The 19,002-nt window shown below is 36.7% G+C and carries 26 protein-coding genes and 2 riboswitches; of the genes, 8 read left to right on the top strand and 18 right to left on the bottom strand.

Features of this window, described 5'->3' with window-relative positions; all coding sequences use genetic code 11:
• Nucleotides 1–5 precede the first annotated feature (5 nt).
• Together P4V41_RS01025 and P4V41_RS01030 are read left to right on the top strand one after the other, a co-directional pair.
• Nucleotides 6–785 carry an ABC transporter ATP-binding protein gene (locus tag P4V41_RS01025; RefSeq protein WP_328083011.1) on the top strand — a complete coding sequence of 260 codons (780 nt, stop codon included), beginning with the start codon at nt 6–8 and terminating at the stop codon, nt 783–785.
• Nucleotides 763–1,569, top strand: a complete 807-nt coding sequence (locus tag P4V41_RS01030; RefSeq protein ID WP_328083012.1) for an ABC transporter permease — start codon at nt 763–765, stop codon at nt 1,567–1,569. The genes P4V41_RS01025 and P4V41_RS01030 overlap by 23 nt, the downstream gene beginning before the upstream one ends.
• A gap of 8 nt (nt 1,570–1,577) precedes the next feature.
• Here the strand turns inward: P4V41_RS01030 and ytkD are convergent, their stop codons facing one another.
• The 3 genes from ytkD to P4V41_RS01045 form a co-directional block, all read right to left on the bottom strand.
• Nucleotides 1,578–2,057, bottom strand: coding sequence for an RNA deprotection pyrophosphohydrolase (gene ytkD, locus P4V41_RS01035; RefSeq protein WP_419181274.1), 480 nt, complete (start codon nt 2,055–2,057; stop codon nt 1,578–1,580).
• A 184-nt stretch (nt 2,058–2,241) separates the two neighbouring features.
• On the bottom strand, nt 2,242–2,781 hold the full coding sequence (locus tag P4V41_RS01040) for a hypothetical protein (RefSeq protein ID WP_328083013.1): 540 nt from the start codon (nt 2,779–2,781) through the stop codon (nt 2,242–2,244).
• A 116-nt stretch (nt 2,782–2,897) separates the two neighbouring features.
• Nucleotides 2,898–3,161: a holin gene (locus P4V41_RS01045; protein WP_328083014.1), complete on the bottom strand. Its 264-nt coding sequence runs from the start codon at nt 3,159–3,161 to the stop codon at nt 2,898–2,900.
• Between the two features lie 214 nt (nt 3,162–3,375).
• On the opposite strand from P4V41_RS01045, the gene P4V41_RS01050 reads away from it, so the two are divergent.
• Nucleotides 3,376–3,588, top strand: coding sequence for a hypothetical protein (locus P4V41_RS01050; protein ID WP_137788569.1), 213 nt, complete (start codon nt 3,376–3,378; stop codon nt 3,586–3,588).
• A 53-nt stretch (nt 3,589–3,641) separates the two neighbouring features.
• Here P4V41_RS01050 and abbA read toward each other — a convergent pair whose 3' ends face one another.
• From abbA to P4V41_RS01070, 4 genes are all read right to left on the bottom strand, one after another.
• Nucleotides 3,642–3,830, bottom strand: a complete 189-nt coding sequence (gene abbA / locus P4V41_RS01055; RefSeq protein ID WP_328083016.1) for an antirepressor AbbA — start codon at nt 3,828–3,830, stop codon at nt 3,642–3,644.
• Between the two features lie 93 nt (nt 3,831–3,923).
• Nucleotides 3,924–4,109 carry a hypothetical protein gene (locus P4V41_RS01060; protein ID WP_328083017.1) on the bottom strand — a complete coding sequence of 62 codons (186 nt, stop codon included), beginning with the start codon at nt 4,107–4,109 and terminating at the stop codon, nt 3,924–3,926.
• A gap of 44 nt (nt 4,110–4,153) precedes the next feature.
• A riboswitch (cyclic di-GMP riboswitch) is annotated at nt 4,154–4,237 on the bottom strand.
• 118 nt (nt 4,238–4,355) lie between these two features.
• The gene (locus tag P4V41_RS01065) at nt 4,356–4,544 is read right to left on the bottom strand and encodes a Fur-regulated basic protein FbpA (RefSeq protein ID WP_328083018.1); all 189 of its coding nucleotides are present in this window, start codon (nt 4,542–4,544) and stop codon (nt 4,356–4,358) included.
• Nucleotides 4,545–4,666: 122 nt separating this feature from the next.
• The gene (locus P4V41_RS01070; RefSeq protein WP_153237601.1) at nt 4,667–4,831 is read right to left on the bottom strand and encodes a hypothetical protein; all 165 of its coding nucleotides are present in this window, start codon (nt 4,829–4,831) and stop codon (nt 4,667–4,669) included.
• A gap of 174 nt (nt 4,832–5,005) precedes the next feature.
• Between P4V41_RS01070 and P4V41_RS01075 the strand changes: the two genes are divergently transcribed.
• On the top strand, nt 5,006–5,581 hold the full coding sequence (locus P4V41_RS01075) for a DNA-3-methyladenine glycosylase (RefSeq protein WP_328083019.1): 576 nt from the start codon (nt 5,006–5,008) through the stop codon (nt 5,579–5,581).
• Here P4V41_RS01075 and P4V41_RS01080 read toward each other — a convergent pair.
• Both P4V41_RS01080 and P4V41_RS01085 read right to left on the bottom strand, forming a co-directional pair.
• A complete protein-coding gene (locus P4V41_RS01080; protein WP_328083020.1) occupies nt 5,578–6,267 on the bottom strand; it encodes a hypothetical protein in 690 nt (229 codons plus the stop codon). The two genes, P4V41_RS01075 and P4V41_RS01080, sit on opposite strands and share 4 nt — an antisense overlap.
• Before the next feature lie 155 nt (nt 6,268–6,422).
• A complete protein-coding gene (locus tag P4V41_RS01085) occupies nt 6,423–7,658 on the bottom strand; it encodes a dicarboxylate/amino acid:cation symporter (protein WP_328083021.1) in 1,236 nt (411 codons plus the stop codon).
• A 168-nt stretch (nt 7,659–7,826) separates the two neighbouring features.
• Nucleotides 7,827–7,992, bottom strand: a riboswitch (cyclic di-AMP (ydaO/yuaA leader).
• Between the two features lie 178 nt (nt 7,993–8,170).
• Between P4V41_RS01085 and P4V41_RS01090 the strand changes: the two genes are divergently transcribed.
• Nucleotides 8,171–8,365, top strand: a complete 195-nt coding sequence (locus P4V41_RS01090; protein WP_328083022.1) for a hypothetical protein — start codon at nt 8,171–8,173, stop codon at nt 8,363–8,365.
• Between the two features lie 23 nt (nt 8,366–8,388).
• Here P4V41_RS01090 and P4V41_RS01095 read toward each other — a convergent pair whose 3' ends face one another.
• From P4V41_RS01095 to P4V41_RS01115, 5 genes are all read right to left on the bottom strand, one after another.
• On the bottom strand, nt 8,389–9,102 hold the full coding sequence (locus P4V41_RS01095; protein WP_328083023.1) for an ABC transporter ATP-binding protein: 714 nt from the start codon (nt 9,100–9,102) through the stop codon (nt 8,389–8,391).
• Complete coding sequence (locus P4V41_RS01100) at nt 9,102–10,742, bottom strand: iron ABC transporter permease (protein ID WP_328083024.1); 1,641 nt, start codon at nt 10,740–10,742, stop codon at nt 9,102–9,104. The genes P4V41_RS01095 and P4V41_RS01100 overlap by 1 nt, the downstream gene beginning before the upstream one ends.
• 93 nt (nt 10,743–10,835) lie before the next feature.
• Entirely contained in the window at nt 10,836–11,918 is a 1,083-nt protein-coding gene (locus tag P4V41_RS01105; RefSeq protein WP_328083025.1) for a Fe(3+) ABC transporter substrate-binding protein, read from the bottom strand.
• A gap of 329 nt (nt 11,919–12,247) precedes the next feature.
• A complete protein-coding gene (locus P4V41_RS01110; protein WP_328083026.1) occupies nt 12,248–12,988 on the bottom strand; it encodes a GDSL-type esterase/lipase family protein in 741 nt (246 codons plus the stop codon).
• A gap of 88 nt (nt 12,989–13,076) precedes the next feature.
• The gene (locus P4V41_RS01115) at nt 13,077–13,235 is read right to left on the bottom strand and encodes a hypothetical protein (RefSeq protein WP_328083027.1); all 159 of its coding nucleotides are present in this window, start codon (nt 13,233–13,235) and stop codon (nt 13,077–13,079) included.
• 132 nt (nt 13,236–13,367) lie between these two features.
• Between P4V41_RS01115 and P4V41_RS01120 the strand changes: the two genes are divergently transcribed.
• Nucleotides 13,368–14,069 carry a TrkA C-terminal domain-containing protein gene (locus tag P4V41_RS01120; protein ID WP_328083028.1) on the top strand — a complete coding sequence of 234 codons (702 nt, stop codon included), beginning with the start codon at nt 13,368–13,370 and terminating at the stop codon, nt 14,067–14,069.
• A gap of 108 nt (nt 14,070–14,177) precedes the next feature.
• Here the strand turns inward: P4V41_RS01120 and P4V41_RS01125 are convergent, their stop codons facing one another.
• Nucleotides 14,178–14,405, bottom strand: a complete 228-nt coding sequence (locus tag P4V41_RS01125) for a hypothetical protein (RefSeq protein WP_328083029.1) — start codon at nt 14,403–14,405, stop codon at nt 14,178–14,180.
• A 222-nt stretch (nt 14,406–14,627) separates the two neighbouring features.
• Nucleotides 14,628–15,272, bottom strand: coding sequence for a 3'-5' exonuclease (locus tag P4V41_RS01130; protein WP_328083030.1), 645 nt, complete (start codon nt 15,270–15,272; stop codon nt 14,628–14,630).
• A 385-nt stretch (nt 15,273–15,657) separates the two neighbouring features.
• Between P4V41_RS01130 and P4V41_RS01135 the strand changes: the two genes are divergently transcribed.
• Together P4V41_RS01135 and P4V41_RS01140 are read left to right on the top strand one after the other, a co-directional pair.
• Nucleotides 15,658–16,323, top strand: coding sequence for a hypothetical protein (locus P4V41_RS01135; protein ID WP_328083031.1), 666 nt, complete (start codon nt 15,658–15,660; stop codon nt 16,321–16,323).
• Nucleotides 16,324–16,448: 125 nt separating this feature from the next.
• The gene (locus P4V41_RS01140) at nt 16,449–16,619 is read left to right on the top strand and encodes a YjcZ family sporulation protein (protein ID WP_144698432.1); all 171 of its coding nucleotides are present in this window, start codon (nt 16,449–16,451) and stop codon (nt 16,617–16,619) included.
• A 53-nt stretch (nt 16,620–16,672) separates the two neighbouring features.
• Here the strand turns inward: P4V41_RS01140 and nagE are convergent, their stop codons facing one another.
• Together nagE and murQ are read right to left on the bottom strand one after the other, a co-directional pair.
• Nucleotides 16,673–18,079 (bottom strand): N-acetylglucosamine-specific PTS transporter subunit IIBC, encoded by a 1,407-nt coding sequence (gene nagE, locus P4V41_RS01145; protein ID WP_328083456.1) that lies wholly within the window; start codon nt 18,077–18,079, stop codon nt 16,673–16,675.
• A gap of 14 nt (nt 18,080–18,093) precedes the next feature.
• Entirely contained in the window at nt 18,094–18,999 is a 906-nt protein-coding gene (gene murQ / locus P4V41_RS01150) for an N-acetylmuramic acid 6-phosphate etherase (RefSeq protein ID WP_328083032.1), read from the bottom strand.
• Between the last annotated feature and the right edge of the window lie 3 nt (nt 19,000–19,002).

The following is a 19,002-nucleotide window of genomic DNA, read 5'->3' on the forward strand; positions in this document are numbered from 1 at the left end:
TCGTCGTGGCTTTATTACAACTAAAATCAGTCGGGCAAACTTACTTTTCCAAAACGTCTGCCACAACGGCCTTAGAAGATATTACGCTTTCTGTACAAGAAGGTGAGTTTATATCCATATTAGGACCAAGCGGGTGTGGTAAATCTACACTTCTATCTATGATCGCTGGTCTACTAACTCCAACGGTGGGATCAGTAATGGTGAATAACCAACTTGTTACTTCTCCGCACCCAAAGATTGGTTATATGCTTCAGCAAGACTATTTGTTTCCATGGAAAACAATTCAGGATAACATTACCCTTGGTTTGAAACTGAGGAATCAATATACAATAGAAAACGTTCAATCAGCTGTTAGACTTCTTAAAGAGATCGGATTAGATCATACATTAACAAAGTATCCTTCAGAGCTTTCTGGAGGAATGAGACAGAGGGTAGCGCTAGTTCGAACACTCGCAACACAGCCTAAGATTCTATTGCTCGATGAACCATTCTCAGCGCTTGATTACCAAACGAAATTAAAACTTGAAGATCTCGTATCTTCTACTCTTAGAGAACATGGAAAGACAGCGATCTTAGTCACACATGATATCGGTGAGGCAATCGCGATGAGCGATACCGTTATCTTGTTATCAACAAATCCTGGACGTATTTTCAGGACATTTAAGATGCCTGAAACATTAAAGACTCTCCCTCCCTTTGAAGCTCGTCAGCATCCAGACTTTTCTGCAACCTTTCAGCAAATATGGGAGGAGTTGGAGCACATTGAACAAAACGATAAAGAGTAAGATACACAAAGAGTATCTGGAATCGATAAAAAAAGAGAATCGAAATATCCGACTTGTTCAACTATTTATCTTTATCAGCTTTTTCTCTTTGTGGGAATTATCATCTATACGAGGGTGGATCAATCCTTTGCTGTTTAGTTCACCAACAAAGATCGGAACTCTTTTTATTGAAAAGATTGGTGATGGATCACTTTATATTCACGTTATTTTCACTCTAGGTGAGACTGTATTAGGATTTATATTAGGTACATTGCTTGGGACTTTACTTGCCGCTCTTCTGTGGTGGTCGCCTTTTTTATCTAAAGTCCTTGATCCTTATCTTGTCGTTCTAAACGCCATGCCGAAAGTAGCGTTGGGACCTATTTTAATCGTTGCGATTGGTCCGAACTTTGGGTCGATCATTGCAATGGGCATTTTAATCTCGATAATCATTACAACACTCGTCGTATATACGGCATTTCAAAATGTGGATGCCAACTATATTAAAGTAGTTCGCTCTTTTGGAGGAAATAAAAAACAGTGCTTTAAGGAGGTTATCCTTCCAGCCTGTTTTCCGAATATCATATCTTCTTTAAAGGTAAATGTGGGGTTGTCATGGGTTGGTGTAATTGTAGGTGAGTTTCTTGTATCAAAGCAAGGCCTAGGCTACATGATCATCTACGGTTTCCAAGTCTTTAACTTTACCCTTGTACTCATGAGCCTATTGATCATTGCTGTAATGGCTACTGTTATGTACCAAGGAGTAGAATTTCTGGAGCGAAAACTTATTAAGCACCGCACATAAATTCATGGTTAGGCCAGGGAATGTTTGAGAGCATACTTCATGCTCTCCTTCAGCACCTGGTCTTTCATCATAAAACTGAACGTTTTATCCGTAGATACATCTTCAGGTAACTCACTCATAAGGACTGGCCCGTTCGTCTCAAAATAACGATGCTTTAAAAGGATTTTATCCACAGTAGCTACATAAATATTCTTAATGATCTTTCCGCCTTTTCCATCGACAAAGTACTGACCAATATATTTAAGATCTGATACTCTTCCACCCGTTTCTTCAAAAACTTCCCGAACGGCTGCTTCATCTGCTGTTTCTCCAGGTTCTACCTTTCCACCAGGAAATTCAATTCCACGTCTCGGATGCTCTGTCAGCAACCATTGATCTTTAAACTTACACAAACACCAAACGTGTTTTGGCGTATCCGAAAAGGGGTGGTCTGAAAACGACAATTGTACAGTGTTGTTATAGAAATCTTTAAATGTAATTATATCCATCACACTACTCCATCTCGACTGTTTCCTTTATTGTAAAGTTCACAACATTTGAAGTCCATTTATTTTAATTGCAGTTCTCCAAATGTAAGCGACTAGAGTTAACAATTTACCTCATATCTATTATGCAACAAACCTAGTCTATTCAATCTAATCGTAAAAAAACATGGGTGGTGACACCCATGTTTCAATCTACAGATGCAAATGTAATGATCCATTTTCCATCGATGTACTCATATCCTAGCGTAATTTCATATGATCCATATAGGTCAGACTCATTTTTTTGGTGAACTCTATAAGAATGATCTGAAAGCTGTTTAATAATTACCGGTTCACTTTCCTCCAGCCACGGTGGAAGCTCAGTTGGTATAATGTATAGAGAACTTTCGCGTTCCTCAAACAAACCATCCGTATAATAAATAGCTAGATCTTTTGACACAAAATTCGTTAAGTAAGTCATATATTCTTCTTTATTAGAATAATTTAAAACTCTATAGTTTTCATCCGTTTCTTGCTTAAGCGCTTCAATAAAGCCATTCGCCTGTTTCTTCGCGACTTCCTCAGAAAATACAGGTACAGTTTGCTTTTCTTTCTTTTCTTCAGCCGTTACTGGCTGAGTAATAATCTTGTCCGAAGCACCGGACTTTTCTTGAACGTTTTCAGGAATGTTAGGGACAATGATGAATGATAGCATTACAGCCAAACATAGTGCTAGAAAAGCTTTCATGACATTTCACCGCCTTACATTGTTTTCTTACTATAATCTATTCACTGATTTCGAAATTCTAAACCCTTTTTAAAAGATCGTTGTATGTGCTGCCATAAAAATTACAACAGAACTCATTAACTTGCTCTCTTATATTTTTTACTTTTCTTGCCGATCTCATACAATCCTGTTGCAGCCAATCCTGCTATTCCTCCAGACCACAATCGTAGTTCTACATTCATATCTGTCACAGGAGCAGCTAGCAATCCAATGATTAACCCCATAAAAAAACTAATAATTGGTATATATTTTTTCGGAATCGGGAAAGTACGTTTTAAGAGCTCCATCATAGCTGTAACCAAAGGAGCTAATAGTGATGAAAACATGAGTACTTGCTCCAACTGGACCACCCCCCTATGTCATTAGCACGACCTTCCTTTAGTAACTTAAAGATTCAAGCTTCATAACTTATTTCCTGCCAAAATAAAAAATTACTTTTTGTCCTAAACGTTAGATAACAGATTGCATAAAATAAAGTGCCATGATTTTTTTCGGTTATTTTATTGAAATGAGTCAATACTATTGGTAATGAAAGGCAAGACAGGAGTGAGTTTTATGGTAAAAGGCGACGATCTTTTTTTAATACGCTTAGAGGCAAACGAAATTTCTTGGTGGGAGTATGCTAGAAATGTCTCACCAGTTTCGAGACCTAAACAATATTTAACATATTGGTCCTTCTTAAAAAATAGAGGTAAACTGCCAAGAAGATTAGTAAAAGAAGCTGAATGGCGTATGGAAGCTAGAAGAAAAGGATTATTAGATACATGATACTTAACAAAAAAAGCAAATGACCCTTGAGAAAAGGTCTTTTGCTTTATTTTTTAATTATGTAATTTTTTAATAAGTGCGTTTAATCTTTTTACTTTTGATTCATAGCCTGGCTTAAGCTCGTATTCTAGATCCTTTAGCTCAGAATCAACAACTTCGTATGCATACCCTTGGCTCAACAATGCTTCAACTAACAATTCTTTATCTTCGTCTGTAAGGTTTACTTTCACTTTAGCTCCCAATTGTTAATCCCCCTCTCATTGATGTATTCATTATAACGTGAGGGTTCTGTGCTTATCCTTACTAAAAATTTGGAAATTTTAAAAATTCATTGTTTATTTTGTAATAAACACCCATGCGATAGCGCCTATGATGATTAGAATATTAGTAAAAACATCTATAATTCTGTTATCTTTTTTAAGCTTGTTTCCAGTGAAAAATAGCAAGAGCGCGATAAAAATAATGATTGCAAAATAAAAGCCAATCGCTGACCATGAAAAGAATAATAAGTGCTGATTCAATGATATCCCTCCTAAATGATTTTATAAATCGAAGGATAATTTCGTAAGGTAGCTGGCTGGCATATTTGCAAAATGAAGCCCCTTTAGCTTTGCGTCCTCACTTTTCAATGAGTTTGCCTTTATCAAACGATTTATGGAAATATGTCCTAGTAATTTTCAATACTCAAGACATTTTCCCTATTTAATAGGTATATTATATCAGAAAATAGTTAAAGGGACTCATTATTTTTTTACTATTTAAACGATTTAGCTTATATGGTTTTCTTGATCAATGAATTGAGCATTTTTCCATTCTAATTCGAGTTCACTTAATGTAAAATCCGTTAGATGCCTGTGATCTTCATACCCATATAAACCTCTATGAATCAGATGTTGAATGAGTCGTTGTTTACGTCCTTCAACCGCTCTTCGCAATTGCCCTTTATGGGAATCCATATAAAATCTTCTCCTTTTTGTGAGTCATTGTTATCCATTCTAACCACATAAAAGAAGATTCAAGCCTGATTAGCAAACAAAAAAGCTCCTTATAAGAAAAGGAACTTTAAACGAGTTTATTGCTAGTGTAAGACAGATTTACTCCATTGTTCATAAACCGAATTAGGGGCATTCCAGCATAGCCAGGAAACCATGGTTTTAATTCCATGTTGACTTACTTCCCAGTACTCCCAGCGTCGTTTGGAGAGATTTTCATAAATTCCTGTTTCATTCACCCAACCGTCCATATTAAACGCCTCCTATTCATCTGCTTTATAAAAAATATTCTTTTTTCTTTCGTCATTTCCTCTTTTTTAAGGTTTGTAAAACTTCGACAAAAGGAAACATAATTTTACATGAGCAAGAGCCTGTTGTTATTGTACTTAATAATAAAACATGTCATACATAGCTAGGAGAAGAAAATGAATTTATGGGAATTACCTACTCTAGAGCTAGCAAAAGAACTTTTAGGAATGAAATTGATACATGTCGATGATGATGGAATAACATCTGGTTATATCGTGGAAACAGAAGCCTATCTAGGACCTGAAGATCGAGCTGCTCATTCCTTTAACAACCGAAGAACAGATAGAACAGAAGTGATGTACAGTGAAGCAGGTACAATTTACACCTATTTTATTTATGGGATGCACGTTTGCTTTAATATCGTTTCAGGACCTGTTAATAAACCTGAAGCTATACTAATTAGAGCTCTACAACCAATAGAAGGAATAGAAAAAATGAAGCAACGAAGAGTGGGAATAAAGAACAAAATCCAGCTAACAAATGGCCCAGGTAAATTAAGCAAAGCAATGGGATTCACACTAAATGATTATGGTAAGAAAATGAATGAGGGAAATATAAGAATAGAAGAAGGAATTGAATTAGTACCGAATGAAATTATTTCAGGTCCTCGTATAGGTATACAGTATGCCGAAGAAGCCGTTCATTATCCTTTTAGGTTTTGGATAAAAAACAACCCTTACGTATCTCGTTAATACGCAGGGTTGTTTTCTTTGTTCGTTGAATCCATAACATTCTCTTCTTGCATGTAATCAACCGCTGTTGTCCGATTGGTATCTTGCATCCATGCCAGATGATGATACGTTTGTTTTTTCATAGAAACGTATTTAGTTTGCATAATGAACAGCCAAAAAAGGATGAACAGCGTTGTTTTTATTACATTTTCAGCAGTAAGTGCAGCTGCTTCAATCGGTAAAACATTCACTGAAATACTTGAAAGCAATCCAATTACAACTGCTCCCAAGATGAACAACGGCTGGTTCGCACGTAAAAATTTTAGCCTATACTGCAAGTAGGTCTGCAGGGATAAACGTTCTTGTGCATTAAACTGAAGGTATCTGCTTTTAGCTACTTTAGCATTTGCTACTAAACCTCTAGATCGATCTTTCTTCCAAAGAGATTTCATAAATAAGGTGAATTCAATATCATTAGCGGGTTCGTTATTCATTTTTCGGTGAATAAAATTGTGAGCTTGATAGAAGGTAATTGCGTTCTGTACAAGCTTCAGTAATACGTATCCTATGATGATCGTGAGTGAAAAAACAAACCAAAAAGAATTCATCGCGCTCTCTGTTAACTCGATGATAGGATTAATTACGGTTTGAATCTGTACCCATATGATCTTTGCTGCAAGCGTTAGTATCTCTAGCCATTTTTCCAAGAAGATCACTCCGAAATCTCATTATGTATTTTCTTATTTTACCATGTTTTTTCGTCAGTGCTTACATTTATTTACTCATAATTTGTAAACTAAGGAAATCGGCATATTAAAAAAGCCACAGAGGTTTTTAACCACTGTGGCTTTTTAGCATTTAATTAAGCACTAACTTCTTGTTCACGAGTTCCAAGATGCTTGTCTTCACCTTTATCAACGATAACCGCACAAGCAGCATCACCAGTAATGTTAACAGCTGTTCTAAGCATATCGAGAAGTCTATCAACACCTAGGATTAACGCAATGCCCTCGACAGGTAATCCTACAGAGTTCAATACCATCGCTAACATGATCAATCCTACTCCAGGAACACCTGCTGTACCGATACTAGCAAGGACTGCCGTTAAAATAACAGTAAGCATTTGTGTTAAACCTAAGTTAACATCATATACTTGAGCGATAAAAATTGTCGCGACACCTTGCATGATAGCTGTTCCATCCATGTTAATCGTTGCACCAAGCGGCTGTACAAAACCACTTATTGATTTTCGTACACCAAGATTCTCTTGAGCAGTTTTCATTGAAATAGGAAGTGTAGCATTCGAACTAGACGTACTGAATCCTACTGACATTGCAGGTGCAAACCCTTTAAAGAACCAGAGCGGGCTTTTCTTTGCGAATAGAGCAATTGAACCTCCATACGCGACTACAGAGTGAACGAATAAAGCTAGAATAACTACGCTCATGTATAAGCCCATCGCTTTAATCGCATCCATTCCTTGGCTACCTACTGCTGAAGCTATTAATGCAAAAGCGCCATATGGAGCAAATTTCATAATTAGGTTTACAAGATACATCATGATATCGTTACCTTGTTCAATTAAATCCATAATCCCTTTTGTTTTGCTCCCCAACATCGTTAGAGCAAATCCTACAAATACGGAAAACGCGATAATTTGAAGCATGTTTCCTTCAGCCATTGCTTGTATCGGATTAGTAGGAATAATGTTCAGCAACGTGTCAGTTACCGCTGGTGCTTCTTGTTGCTCAAACTTAGCACCTTCTGTTTTAAAATCACCTACACCAGGTTTAAAGACAAGTGCTAAAGCCATAGCGATAATAATTGCAATCGTTGTAGTTCCCAAGAAGTAGCCAACTGTTTTGGCACCCACTCTTCCAAGTTTCTTAGGATCACCTAATCCTGCAGTTCCAAGTACGATTGAGAAGAAAACAATTGGAACAACTAACATTTTAATAAGGTTTAAGAATAATGTCCCAACTGGCTTTAATACATATTTGTCCAGTGTTGAGAAAGCATCAGGCACAGCTAGATTAAGAATGAGACCAGCAACAACCCCAAGTGCCAGAGCGATCAAGATCTTAGTTGATAATTTCATATTAAAATACCCCCTTTGTTAAAATTTTCTTACTATTTTGTGTGAAGTAACTCTGAAGAAATTTATACTAATACATGCCCTATTTGCTGCATATAAAAACCCACCGAAAATAGAGAGGATTTTCCGTGGGAATACACCGCAACACATAGACTGAGCCCATGTATAGAGTTCTCTCTCCAAAAACGCTTACGAGGTTAGCTGTCGGATTAGGAAATTGAGAGTTGTCCCTTCTGTGCATGCACAGATTCATCCCGAGGCTTTAAAGCCATATCGTGGTTCCCCCGCTTCAGAATGTTCTATAGAATAGAACAACCGAATTCAGCGAATCATATATAATATGCTCTAATTTTATCAACATACATAAATTTTTGTCAAGAATACTCGCTATGCTTATTTATTCCAATTAATTGTTTCATGATGAATGTTTTTCCATATTCTCACTTCTACCCCATAAGCATATAGAAAAAAACGAAATATATATAAGGTTCTATTTCTCAGGGAGGTATTAATCAATGAAGATCGTATTTTATGAAAAAGGTGAATTAAGCATTATCGTTGGAGCATCCAAATTAAAAGGTGAACTTACGATTGAACAAATAAAGAACGAAAGTGAAAAAAAAGCAAAAGAACTAGGTGAGTTACTAGGACGGGAAATCGGATTTTTAATCGACATGAACGGTAAATTAGATAATCAATTCAAAAAATAAAAACCGGGATATCCCGGTTTTTTTTATACATATGCCAATGATAATTGTTCTTTATTACTTTTTAATACCATTTCTGGACGCCCTTCATCCTGTATCTTTCCATTGTTCATCAGTATGATCCTGTCACCTATAGCACGTGCATCCTCTTCATCGTGAGTAACAAAAATAGAAGTGATTCCAGTACGTTTAAGAATTTCCTGCAATTCATTCCGAATCTGTAGTTGAAGCTTAGAATCAAGATTGCTAAATGGTTCATCAAACATGATTAAAGATGGATTTGGGGCCATAGCCCTTGCTAGTGCAACACGCTGCTGCTGCCCTCCACTCAACTCATAAGGATAACGAGATGCATAGTCCTCCATTCCCACAATAGCCAATAATTCTTCCATACGTGCTTGTTTCTGTTTTCGATTCATTTTCGTTAGGCCAAATTTAATGTTCTTTTCAACAGTCATATGAGGGAACAAAGCATAATCTTGAAAAACCAAACCTACACCACGTTTTTCCGGCTGAACAAAACGGAAGTTATCGTTCATGACTGCTTGATCGATGAGTATCGATCCTTTTGATGGCACTTCCAGCCCTGCTATAAGACGAAGTAACGTACTTTTCCCACTTCCGCTTTCTCCTAAGATCACTGACACTTCTCCCTGCTTAAAGCTTAGAGAAAGGTTTTCAAACAAAGGTTTTTGCGAATTTTTGTAATGAAACGTTAAGTTTTTGATTTGAACAAACATTATTTTGGCTCCTTTTCTAAAACTCTGTGTAAAAAGAAGATGGAAAGTGCACTTATACATATAATTACCATTGATGAAACAGATGCTTCATGAATACGTTCATCACTAGCATATTGAAATGTTTTTGTAGCCAACGTATAAAAATTAAAAGGCTGAAGAATAAGAGTAAGAGGCAGCTCTTTTAAAATATCTACAAAAACAAGAATAAAACCACCAGCAATAGCACCTTTAATCATCTTAATATCCACTTTAAAAAACGTTTTCGTAACCGACATCCCTAGGGTTCTTGAAGCTTCAGTGAATACCGTTCCTACCTTATCAAAACCCGATTCAATCGAGTTAAAACCAACTGCAAGAAAGCGCACAACATAGGCAAAGATCAGCATACTAATACTAAGACTCAGTACAAGGGTTGGCTCTAACCCCAACCATTCATATACCGTAAATACCTTTTCGTCTAGTGAAAGAAATAAAGTCAGTACACCTATTGCTATTACAGCTCCTGGAATCGAATACCCTAAAACCGTTATTTTTGAAAAAAGCTTTCCCATCCATCCTTTTGATAGACGGCTAAAGTTGGCGATGATTAGGGCGACAATAATGATAATAACTGAACCTATAGCAGCAACAAAGATCGAGTTCCATATCAAGTCAACAAAAGCTGTATTTAAAATAACGTCATAAGTCATATACACCCAGTGTATAAGCTGTATGAAAGGAATTCCGAAAGCTAGAGCAAATAAAGAGATGAAAAAACTAAGCACAGCGAATTTTTTCCAACCTTTAAGTTCTTTAGGTTGTAAGGGGCGTACTTTTGAAGTGGAATAGCTATACTGCTTCCTGCCCCTTATCACTTTTTCTAGTATTAAAATCAACACTACAATCAACATCAAGGTACCCGCTAACTTAATAGCCGAATAGATATCTCCCATTCCAAACCAAGCTTGAAATATGGCGGTACTAAACGTTTGAATACCAAAATATTTAACTACTCCGTAATCGTTAAAGACTTCAAGAATCACAAGACTAACTCCACCAACGATCGCTGCACGTGACACAGGAAGTACGACTTGAGTAAACGTCATGAACGATCCTTTTCCTAACAAACGTGCATTCTCAATCAGTGATGATGACTGATTTTCTAAGAAACTTCTTGTAATGATATATACATACGGATAAAGAAACATCGTAAAAATGAAAACAGCACCTGGGATGTTCATGATGTCAAAAAACTTCTGATCTACTTTTATACCAAACTGGTTCCTTAATGTCGTCTGAATGACTCCCGTGTAATTTAAAATTCCATGGTACGTATAGGCTCCAATGTATGGCGGAATCGCAAGAGGTAGTATGAGACCCCATTTAAAGAAACGATGCATAGGAACTTTATATGCAGAAATTAGCCATGCCGCACTCACCCCGATTAGAACTGTGAAAAGACCTGTAAAACTTACAAGTGTCACTGAATTTACGATATAGTTTTTTAACATAAATTCTTTGATGTGTTCCCAATTCTCGTTACTCCCAGCGAATAATTGAACCATGATGAGCAAAGCTGGTAAAAGGATTAATATAGAAAAAATCACACTAAGCAAAGCCCAACTATTAAACTGTGATCTTATTTTTCGAATTAAATACATAATCTTCACCTTCTTTACTCATCAGCATTGTTCTTGTTGTTTGTTGTTACATGGAATTAGCCGTATCACAGATCGTGATACGGCATTTAATGTTTATTTCCAGCTAACTTCATTCATAATCTTAACAGCGTCTGCATTGTTTTCACCTAGCTCAGAGAGGTTAAGATCTTGTTCTTTAAATTTACCCCAAGATCTTAAAAGCTCTGAAGGTTCAACTTCTTTATTAACCGGATACTCGTAGTTTGCTTCCGCAAATACTTTTTGTACTTCTGGACTAGATAGATACTCCATTAGTTTAATAGCATTCTCTTTGTTCTTAGCATGTTTCGTAACACCAATACCACTAATATTAATGTGCGTACCTGTTGTTTCTTGGTTAGGGAAGAATACACTTAGCTGTTTAGCAACTTTCACTTCTTCAGGGTCTTCTGAGTTAAGCATCTGACCGAAATAATAAGAGTTCATGATGGCAACATCACCTTCACCTGCAACGATACCCTTTGCTTGGTCACGGTCACCACCTTGTGGATCACGAGCCATGTTGTTCACGATTCCTTCTGCCCACTTCTTTGCTTCATCTTTTCCGTTTAATGAAACAAATGAAGATACTAATGATTGATTATAAATATTCTCAGACGAACGGATCAATACTTTACCTTTCCATTTGTCCTCAGTTAATGCTTCATAAGTAGAAAGTTCAGACTCATCGACTTTTTTCTTATCGAATACGATTACACGTGCACGCTTTGTTAGACCAAACCATTGATTATCTTTATCTCTTAAATTCTCAGGGATATTATTATTCAATGTATCACTTTCAACACTCTGAAGTAGGTCCTTATCTTTTGCCCAGTGCAAACGGCCAGCATCAGATGTGAAGAAAAGATCTCCTTTTGTTGCTTTCCCTTCTCTAGAGAGACGCTCGATCAATTCATCTTCTTCACCTTTAATAAGGTTTACTTTAATACCAGTCTCTTTTGTGAAATCAGCAAAAATTTTATCATCAACGTCATAATGACGACTTGTATATAAATTTACTTCCCCGCTTTTTTTCTCTTCTTTTTTTGCATCGTTGTCACTTGAACTTGCACCCTCGTTAGATTTACCACAACCAGCTAAGACTAAAGCAGCTAGTAGGACCATTACTACAGCAGTGAAAATATTCTTTTTAAACATAAGTCAGTTACCCCTTCTATGTATAAGTAATTGAAAACGATTATCAACTTCACTTCTAATTATAATGATAATCATTCTCAAGTCAATCGTTTTTTAAAAATGATCTTCTCTAAAAGATTGTTACTTTGAAAACTTGTCTTCTTTGACAGTTGGTTGGAATGTAAGGGGCTTGCCTAACACTTAAGACACTTCTTTTACCTAATGCCGAAAAGCGGCAAGAGGCTCCCCGATCGCCAGAAAGCGTGCAATTGTGAGCGGAAATCAACAACTTTCAAAGAGCATCGATGTATAAATAAAAAAACCTCTTAGAAGTATAAGCTTCTACGAGGTCATTCCTGATTTAAAGGCTTCCATTGATTATAAACCCAGTTACCTAATCTGTTATATCCCCTTCTATTGGGATGTATAGAATCAGAAAAATACAATTCTTTCTCAACATTTTCATAGAGTTCAAAGGTGGAAATGTACTTAGTAAGCGTGCTTTCTTTGCTTGCCTCAACGATCGCTTCATTCCAAGTCTTAATACTTTCTGCAGCGGTTGGATCGTATTCTTTTCCGAAATAAGGATTATAAAGACCTAATACATAAACCGGGGCAAACGAATTGTTTTCCCTCACAACTGTCAGTGTTTTACTTAAGTTGTTTCTTAGCTTTTCTTTTCCGAGTGTTAATTTCTGCTGAGGCAACTGGCGAAAGTTCCAACTGGCAGCGTGGCGAAAGTCATTAGTACCTATAAAAACAAAGATATGATCCGCTTGTCTTAATGACTTGATCACGACTCCATTTTCCAATTGTCTTAACAATTGATCGGAACGCTGTCCACTGATTCCAAAATTATTAATGATTACATTTCTGCCTGTTTGCTGCTGAATATTTCTTTTAACGATTCCAATATAGCCTGTTTTAGATGGGTCACCAACTCCGTATGTTAATGAATCACCAAGAGCGACAACCTTTATGGTTTGTGTATCGCTCGCTCCTTCTGTTTCTCCATAAAATTGAAAGATAAGGAATAGTATGAGGGCTAGTCCTGTACCACCAATTAACCATTTTTTTGATACTTTCCGCACATCAAATCCTCGTTTCTGTTACAAGTTATTGTTATATTACTTTTTACCATAACGAGGGAAAATATCAAGTAATGAATGTGTTAATGGATTATTTCAAACGATAGTCTTCAGATGTAAGTGATGTATCTTCCCAAAGATTTTCTTGATCATAATGATAGGTATCTGTCTTCACAAAAGTATGAATTAACATAGCAACTCCTCCACACAATAGACTTGCGGGCACTAAGGTAATAAGAAAACCGATCATCTACATCCCTCCTGTACCAAACTATATGAGGGGCTATATATGTTTATGAAACGAATAAAATATTTTATTTCCTCTATATAAATAGAAAATAAGGGTATACAGGTAAAGAAGAATTTTAACGGAGGTGCCTTTGTGGGTTTTTTATTCACTTTGCTTTATTTTGCAATCATAGGAATTGTAATTGAAATTAACGTTCTATTATTCACACTTACTGGTCTTAAAAAAGAGATCGCTCGCTTTCAGGTCATCTCAATGTTTACCGCCACTGGATTTACGACCGGAGAATCAGAGTTGATCCTAGAACATCCAGTACGCAGACGATTAAGTACGTTTCTTATCTTGTTCGGAGTCTTTTCATTAGCGGTTATCATCTCATCAATAAGCAACATCTTATCAGATGAATTTCGTTCGATTGAACTCGGAATCATTATTTTAGTACTCATCAGTTTATATGTAATCTTAAGCGTCCCAAAGTTAAAACAATACATGAAGCGAACGTTCGAAAGTCACATGGAAAAAAATTATAACTTAGCTGATCTTCCTTTAAGAGATGTTATGTATTTTGAAGAAGATGATGTCGTAGTTGAGCTTCCCATACATAAAGATTCAAAAATAATGGGGAAACAATTAAAAGACATCATTGAAGAAGATGATGATCTGATTGTTCTTTTTATTAAGCGAGGAGATGTAACAGTAAGAAAGGATAGTTATACGACCAAAATCCAAGAAGGTGACATGCTCGTATTGTATGGCCACAAAAGTTGTTTACAAGAAAGATTTAAAAATGAGATGAAAGAATTAAAGACAAAAGAAGAGGTTGAGGTATATAAATAAGAAGTGAATCACTTCTTATTTTCTATTTCTACCCCCTAAAAAAATAACCTTCAGACGAATAAAAGTTTAGGCAGTAAAAAAAGAACCTCTTTAAGAAGAGATTCTCAATTAACCAACTTCTCTAACTGTATTAGGTACGAATGATAACAGTAAAGAAATAATGTTATTAATTTGCTCTGGAGTTATATGTATACCATCGTTTGCTAACAATTCCTCTTTAAGCTTGATTATTGAATCCACTTCCTCAAGTCTTGCATCCGATAAGCAATGGTCGATCGTGTTCAATAGTTCCAACAACTGATTGTTTTTATTGGTTATGTAATATGTAGTATCCACCAACAAACACCCCCTACGCTTACTATTATTATCGAAACTAAGGTCATTTTCCTACAAAAACAATTCGTCAAATGACGACATATCTTACTTTTTATGGATTTTACCCTATAATACCTACACATTTTTGTCGAAGGAGGTCGAAGGAACAGGAAATAAGTCCTATCGCGTCCATATGAGTAAACTATTTGCATTGAAAAGTTTACATTTAAAACTAAAATTACTTTAGTTAAATAACTTTGATAAGGAAGCAAAGGGTGATTCATTTACTTCCGACTTGGTTTTATATACTAGCTTTTCAGGCTCAAAAAGCTTTGATTCTAAAAACGAAGTCGGGTTTTTGACAAATTTGATCTTTCGATAGATCTTAGTGAGAATTCTAGCTGTATTCATGGCATCGTCTAGTGCTCTATGTTTAGATCCTTCATATACAAGTTCCATAGCTTGGAGTGCACGCGACAATCCATATCGAAATCCCTTTTCACTATCGTGTAGGATACTGAAATGAAATTGCAGATCATTATGATTGATAATCCAATCTGTGTCTGCTTTATGAAAAGTTGAATCAGTAATAAGTGCCCATTTATCTTCTGGTCCCCAAGAACAAAGATAATATTCTTCTAAACCGATCCAGGATCTAAAATTTTCAATAGCCTCTGTATAAACAGGAGCGGAAATTAAATCTTTTTTTGTGATACCAGTGAGATTTGTAATTCGTGTATTCAACTTATCCATTTTAGGTTGAACGAATGATTGAAACGTATCCAAAATTTTAAGTTCACCATCAACTTCGACCATTCGAATAGCACCAATCTCAATAATCTCTGAGAGCCGGTTTGTCATCTCTAAATCATACACAATATACTGCATCCTATTCCACCTGCCCTTCCGCATTCATGCTTATAAAATGGATGTCTACCATATATTGTAGTTGATTTGTTAACAAAATGAAATAATCGTACGTGTATTCGACTGATAATGAGTTCTTTCCTAAAAGTATTACTCAGCGCTTCTCCAGTGAAAGATAAGTACGAGATGTAAGCGGATACTTTCAAAACAAAAAAACGATAACAGCTTTTCATACTGAGAAATGTATATCCTTATTTTATGAAAATGAGGTATTTAAATGTCATTCTATTCTTAAATGCATATAAGTTTCTTCATTTGCCAAACTTTTCATTTTCAATTTTTATACTCTTTTGTTAACATTGGAAGTGTCTGTTTAACTATATGAATTACATAATGAGGGAGTATCATGAAAAAACTTATAACACTATTTCTTATAATTGGGTTACTTTTTGTAACAGCTTGTTCAAAGGATACGAAACAAAATGAACAAGGAAGCTCAGAAACAAAAGCAGAGAAGAAAGAATCTACTGATAGTTCCACATCTGATTTAGAAAAAGAAGACTCAGAAGCAACAGAGACAACAACAACTGAAGATGAAAACAGCACTGCTGAAGGTGAAGCAGAAAATGATGAGAGTGAGCAAAAGGACTATCTAACTAGCGAACATCAATTTGTTGCCAGTGAACTAACGAATTCTTCCGAAAAACAAATAAGTGACAGGTGGGGTAAGCCTAACCGGTCTGAAAAGATTCAGTTCCGCTACTCAGGCACGACTGAATTCGTTCCTGCTATTGTAAACTATTATCAAAATGATAAGTATGCTGTAACGTTTGTGGAAGGAAAAGCAGCTCGTCTTGTATATTCTGTAATAGATGAAGAAATCTTGTTTAATGAAGAAGAAATGACTAGAGCACTTGAACTTGCTGGTCTACCTGTAGATGTTGAAGAAACAACGGACACAGACACCGCTTACGTGTACAACGACCTTGGTAATGTATATGAAGTTACGATGTTCTCAAAAGGTGAATTCGTAGATTACTTATATATTATCTTAGATGAAGCATATAAATAGACTTCTGTTTGACGGCAACTCTCTTAAAATGAGGCGTTTATCACCGTTTCTATGCTCATCCTACTTGCATAAAATGAGCTGAGGAGAGAAATCGGCTTCTCACATGCAAGAAGAGGAGTGAAAATATGTCGTCAAGAAAGTACTGTTCTGATAGCTTTACGCTTTATGTGGTACTATTCGTGCTGCTCATTATTGTCGGAGCCGTCTCGTTTAATGGAAACTGCTGCGTATATGCTTACCCATGTTCCTATGGATACGCGGCAAACGTACCAGTAAGTGGTTATTGGAACGTATAATAAAGAAGTGACCACCATTTTCTTAAAAGAAGATGGCGGTCTTTTTTTTAGCTTTATAGCTTATCTCTCATACAATCCGCGATCGGTTCTACCTCTGATCCGACAACCACCTGTATATTTTGGTTATTAAGCTTAATTAACCCTTTTGATCCTGCTTTTTTTAGTGCCTCCTCATCAACTTGTGACAAATCTTTAATCTGTACTCTTAATCTAGTAATGCAGTTTTCTAGCAGTACAATATTGTCTTTTCCACCGAGCGCACTCAAATAAGCTGACGCTGCTGTTTCGTACTTTTCACTTGCTGTAGAAGTTGCTGCAGCTTCTGATTCAATGGATTCTTCATCTTCTCTGCCTGGTGTTTGCAAGTTCAGTTTCACAATCAGAAAACGGAATATACCATAGTACAGGACAAAATAAACCGCTCCCATCGGAAGTAACAACCAACCGTTCTGTGAGATACCGATGTTTAAGAAGTAATCAATTGCTCCTGCAGAAAACGTGAAGCCATGATGAATATCTAATAATACTGCAACCGACATAGAAACAGCGGTTAATACAGCGTGAATCACATACAGTAAAGGTGATAGGAACATAAACGCAAACTCGATTGGTTCTGTGATTCCAGTTACAAAGGAAGTAAGTGCTAAACTTCCCAACATACCAGCAACTGCTTTCTTTCGATGTTTTTTTGCTGTATGAATCATGGCTAAACAAGCAGCTGGTAATCCGAACATCATTACTGGGAAGAATCCAGCCATATAGAAGCCTGCTTTAGAATCTTCGGCAAAGAATCTCCACAGGTCACCCGTAACCACCTTTCCATTTTCACCTGTAAATTCACCAAATACAAACCATAAGAAGCTGTTGAGTACATGATGAAGTCCAAGTGGAATCAATAAGCGGTTAAAGAAACCGAATATACCTGCACCAATTGCTCCTGCACTAGTGATCCAAGTACCAACGTTCTCTAACCCCATCTGAAGGTATGGCCAGATAAATCCAAATACAAGCGCTAGAAGCACCATCGTTCCGGCCGTTACGATTGGAACAAATCGTTTACCTCCAAAGAAAGAAAGCCATTCTGGTAATTTCGTATTATAAAATTTATTATATAAAAGTCCGGCTACGACCCCTGCGAGAATACCTCCTAGAACGGACATATCAAACTTTCCGTCATAATTCAGGTTTACTTCGGCAAATGTTTTCGCTCCTTCTGTTAATACAAAGTAACCGATTGCTCCTGCAAGTCCAGCAGCTCCACTTCCATCTCTTGATAGACCTACTGCGACGCCTATCGCAAATAATAGTGCTAGATGACCGAAAATCGCATTTCCTGAAGCAACTAAGAATGGTATGTCTAATAAATCGTCTTGACCAAAACGTAGCAAAAGTCCAGCTGCAGGAAGAACTGCAATCGGAAGCATGAGCGCCCGACCAATCCGCTGTAAGAAACCTAACATCATACCTACCCCTCTCACTTTTGAGTAAAATTACGTATTGCTTCTTTTAACTTTCCTTTATGCTGTTCTAGTTGTAATTTAGCTTCATGTGGAGTAACGCCTGTAACAAGCTGAAAGATAGCAGCCTTTGTGTTGCCACCTTGTTCTTGCAAAGCCATTTCCGCTTCTTTATCAGTTGCTCCAGTAGCTTCGATAATAATATTTTTAGCTCGATGTCTTAGTTTTTCATTCGTTGGTTGAACATCGACCATTAAATTGCTGTAAACTTTACCCCATCTCACCATGCTGGCCGTACTGATCATGTTTAACACGAGTTTTTGAGCGGTGCCTGCTTTCATTCTGGTAGAGCCTGTGACCACTTCTGGCCCCGTAATAACAGGAATGCTAATATCCGCAAGCTTTTCCATCGGTGAATTCAGAGAACAAACAAGAGCTGCAGTTAATGCGCCTTTTGTTTTGGCATAATTCATCGCACCCAAGCAATATGGGGTTCTGCCAGAAGCCGCAATAGCAACAACAACGTCTCTTTCAGTTATTTTTAAAGCTTCAAGATCGGATTGACCTAACTCTGCATCATCTTCCGCTCCTTCAATTGCATGCTGAAGGGCATAATCACCGCCTGCAATTACCCCTACTACTAACTTTGGATCTGTGCCGTATGTGGGAGGACACTCCGATGCATCCAACACACCTAACCGTCCACTCGTTCCAGCGCCGATATAAATCAATCGACCTTCATTTTCAAAAGCGGTGACTACTTTATCAACAACAGAACTGATTTCATTTAAAACAGGAGTAATGCAACTGGCTACTCCCAGATCGGCTTCGTGTATTTTTTGGATCACTTCTAAAGTTGTAAGTTCATCAATTGTTAACGTGTCAGGGTTTCTTTTTTCTGTAGCCAATTTGGTTAAGTCCATCTT

Source organism: Fictibacillus nanhaiensis, from assembly GCF_036213205.1.
Classification (GTDB): Bacteria; Bacillota; Bacilli; order Bacillales; family Fictibacillaceae; genus Fictibacillus; species Fictibacillus nanhaiensis_E.